The organism is Streptomyces europaeiscabiei, assembly GCF_001550375.1.
Classification (GTDB): Bacteria; Actinomycetota; Actinomycetes; order Streptomycetales; family Streptomycetaceae; genus Streptomyces; species Streptomyces europaeiscabiei.
Map to the genome: position 1 here is coordinate 1 of NZ_LRTR01000569.1, position 2,357 is coordinate 2,357.

Annotated in this window: 2 protein-coding genes; both read right to left on the reverse strand. The window is 68.9% G+C overall.

The window, feature by feature from the left end:
- Positions 1–355: alpha-amylase family glycosyl hydrolase (locus AWZ10_RS27495; RefSeq protein WP_244172568.1), on the reverse strand; the 355-nt coding region annotated here is incomplete at its 3' end.
- Positions 352–2,352: an alpha-1,4-glucan--maltose-1-phosphate maltosyltransferase gene (locus AWZ10_RS27500; protein ID WP_063809792.1), complete on the reverse strand. Its 2,001-nt coding sequence runs from the start codon at positions 2,350–2,352 to the stop codon at positions 352–354. The genes AWZ10_RS27495 and AWZ10_RS27500, both read right to left, overlap by 4 nt.
- Between the last annotated feature and the right edge of the window lie 5 nt (positions 2,353–2,357).

Sequence of the window (2,357 nt, forward strand, 5' to 3'; positions counted from 1 at the left end):
TGACGAAGTCGATGATGACGCGCATGCCGCGTTGGTGGGCGGCGTCGACGAACTCGACGAAGTCGGCGAGGTCGCCGAACTCGGGGAGGACGGCGGTGTAGTCGGAGACGTCGTAGCCGCCGTCGCGCAGGGGCGATTTGAAGAAGGGCGGGAGCCAGATGCAGTCGATGCCCAGCCACTGCAGGTAGTCGAGTTTGGCGGTGAGGCCCTTGAGGTCGCCGATGCCGTCGCCGTTGCTGTCCTGGAAGGAGCGGACGAGGACCTCGTAGAAGACGGCGCGTTTGAACCAGTCAGGGTCCCGGTCCTTCTGCGGAGTGTCCTCGAAGGTGTCCGGAACGGGCTCGTTGACGATCATTGTGTGGGTGACCCCCCGATCTGCGGGTTGGACGGTCGCAGGACGGTCAGTACGTGGGCGGGCGTGCGGCCCGGTTCTAGACGTACGTAGTTGTTCCTGCCCCAGGTGTAGACCTCGCCGGTGAGCTCGTCGCGCACCAGCACGGACTCATGCCAGTCCAGGCCGAGTTGCGGCATGTCCAACGAGACCGTGGCCTCCTGGGTGTGGTGGGGGTCGAGGTTGACCACCACCAGAACCGTGTTCGAGCCCGCCCGCTTCGAATAGACGATCACCGCTTCCTGGTCGGCGTGGTGGAAGTGCAGATCCCGCAACTGACGCAGCGCCGGGCTTCGACGCCTGATCTCGTTGAGCTTGCCGAGCAGTGGTGCGATCGTACGTCCGTCTTGTGCGGCTGTGTCCCAGTCGCGGGGGCGGAGTTGGTATTTCTCGGAGTCGAGGTACTCCTCGCTGCCGGGCTTGAGCGGTGTGTTCTCGCAGAGTTCGTAGCCGGAGTACACGCCCCAGGTGGGGGAGAGGGTGGCGGCCAGGACGGCGCGGAGTTCGAAGGCGGGGCGGCCGCCTTCCTGGAGGAAGGCGTGGAGGATGTCGGGGGTGTTGACGAAGAAGTTGGGCCGCATGTAGCTCGCGGCGTCCCCGGCGAGTTCGGTGGCGTAGTCGGTGAGTTCCTGTTTGGTGGTGCGCCAGGTGAAGTAGGTGTAGGACTGCTGGAAGCCGGTGGCGGCCAGGGTGTGCATCATGGCGGGGCGGGTGAAGGCCTCGGCCAGGAAGATGACGTCGGGGTCGGTGGTGTTGACGTCGGCGATGACCTGTTCCCAGAAGAGCACCGGTTTGGTGTGGGGGTTGTCGACGCGGAAGATCCGTACGCCGTGGTCCATCCAGTGGCGCAGGATGCGGGTGGTCTCGGCGAGGAGGCCGGGCAGGTCGGCGTCGAAGGCGATGGGGTAGATGTCCTGGTACTTCTTCGGCGGGTTCTCCGCGTAGGCGATCGTGCCGTCGGGGCGGTGGTGGAACCACTCGGGGTGTTTGTGCACCCAGGGGTGGTCGGGGGAGCACTGCAGGGCGAAGTCCAGGGCGATTTCCAGGCCGAGGGCGCGGGCTTCGGCGACGAAGAAGTCGAAGTCCTCGAGGGTGCCCAGGTCGGGGTGGACGGTGTCGTGGCCGCCCTCGGGGGAGCCGATGGCCCAGGGCACGCCCACGTCGTCCGGGGTGGGGGAGAGGGTGTTGTTGCGGCCTTTGCGGAAGGTGGTGCCGATCGGGTGGATCGGGGGGAGGTAGACGACGTCGAAGCCCATCCGGGCGATGGCCGGCAGGCGGCGGGCGGCGGTGCGGAACGTGCCGTGGGGCTGCTCGGGGGTGCCCTCGGAACGTGGGAAGAACTCGTACCAGGAGCCGAACAGGGCCCGTTCCCGTTCCACCAGCAGCGGCAGCGGCTCCGACGACGTGACCAGTTCGCGCAGGGGGTGGCGGGTCAGGACCTCGTCCACCTCCGGCGCCAACGCCGCCGCCAGCCGGTCGGCGACCGGAAGGGTGTCGTCGCGGAGCTTTCGCACGGCCGTCAGCAGGGCTGCGTGGAGGTCCGTCTCGGGCGCCCCGGCGGCCGCGCGCGCGTACAGCTCGGCGCCCTCCTCGAGGACGAGTCCGGTGTCGATGCCGGCCGGGATCTTGATGCGGGCGATGTGGCGCCAGGTGGCGATCGGGTCGCTCCAGGCCTCGACGCGGTACGTCCATCGGCCCTCCGCGGTCGGGGTGACGCAGGCGCCCCAGCGGTCGGTGCCGGGGGCGAGTTCACGCATCGGGGTCCACGGGGCCGGGCGGCCCTCCGGGTCCTTCAGCACGACGTTGGCGGCGACCACGCCGTGCCCCTCCCGGAAGAGCGTCGCGGTGACCTCGAAGGTCTCGCCGACGACTGCCTTCGCGGGACGCCTGCCGCACTCGACGGACGGGCGGACGTCCCTGACGGGGACGCGGCCGACGACCGGGGCCGGGATCGGGCTCATGGGGT

What these genes read in the sequence shown, in the direction of transcription:
- AWZ10_RS27500 (WP_063809792.1), bottom strand. Translation starts at nt 2,352, where the DNA reads ATGAGCCCGATCCCGGCCCCGGTCGTCGGCCGCGTCCCCGTCAGGGAC.